Here is a 985-nt window from a genome sequence, read left to right as displayed (position 1 = left end):
GGCTTGGCTTGTCCGGCGACGGGGAAGGAACTGAACGCCCCACTTAGGCATTGTTGCTGGTGGTTTCCGGCCGCGCGGCGCGCTTGCCGCGCGGCTCCACGTGTCGATATCATCAGGGTGGGTTATGCAGCGGCCCTAGGAACTCTTTCCATGGAGCGACCTCATGACCCGCCCGACTCCCCTCTCTTCCAAGACTCTTTACGTAGCTGCTCCCATGCTTGGAGCTGCGCTGTGAACGCATTACTCACCTCATGCCTGGAAGGCGAACTGGACCCGGTCCAGGGGCTTGCGAAGCTGTCCGTTGCGGAGCTCAACTTTTTGGCCGACGCCCTTTTCAGGCTGCTCGACGTCGGGAAGCCCGAGTTCGGGGTCAAGTCCTGGTACGACGCGGTCCTGGATGAGTTGGCTGCCCGCGGTGAGCGTTCCACGCGCGGCGAGGTTCCTGCGCCCGGTGAGCAGGCCGCCGTCGATGTTTCCTCGGACTAGTCTTCCAATGCCGCGGAGGCAAGAGGGGCGCTAGCGCTGTCTCCTTCTGGTGCTTGCCGGCCTGCCAGTTCGCGCACGACTGTTTTCAGTTCCTGCCGGAACATCGACGTATCGATCGATACCTGGGCAAGAACCTGCCGTTCCGATTCCGCTGCCCGCTCAAGTGCGTCCCTGCCGGCATCGGTCAGCGAAACGACGTGTACCCGGCGGTCCTCGGAACTTCGACGGCGGCTAACGTGCCCGTGTGACTCCAGCCTGCTGAGGGTCTGCCCCATGGTTTGGGCCTGCACACGCACGATCTGGGCGAGCGTGGTCTGGGTGATGGGGCCAGTGGCTGCTAGAACCTCCAGCGCGATGACACCGGCGTGGGTGAGGCCGATCGCCCTGAGATTCTCGTCCCAAGCGTGTTCCACCAACCGGGCCGCTGTAGACAGCAACCTTCCGGTGGGCCAACGCTCGATGTCCGGCATATGTCCCATTGTAGCGGTGAGGGGATTTT

General features: G+C 63.2%; 2 protein-coding genes. One reads left to right on the top strand and one right to left on the bottom strand.

Annotated elements, in window-relative coordinates; genetic code table 11:
• The first annotated feature begins 231 nt into the window (after positions 1 to 231).
• Positions 232 to 486, top strand: coding sequence for a hypothetical protein (locus AHiyo1_RS10980; RefSeq protein ID WP_059388591.1), 255 nt, complete (start codon positions 232 to 234; stop codon positions 484 to 486).
• Here the strand turns inward: AHiyo1_RS10980 and AHiyo1_RS10975 are convergent.
• A partial coding sequence (locus tag AHiyo1_RS10975) for a MarR family winged helix-turn-helix transcriptional regulator (protein ID WP_445286211.1) occupies positions 483 to 985 on the bottom strand: 503 nt, incomplete at its 5' end. The genes AHiyo1_RS10980 and AHiyo1_RS10975 overlap by 4 nt on opposite strands.

This window comes from Arthrobacter sp. Hiyo1, from assembly GCF_001263615.2.
In the GTDB taxonomy this organism is placed as follows: domain Bacteria; phylum Actinomycetota; class Actinomycetes; order Actinomycetales; family Micrococcaceae; genus Arthrobacter.
Note: the sequence above shows the minus strand (reverse complement) of the source record. Positions and strands in the feature narration are given on the sequence as shown.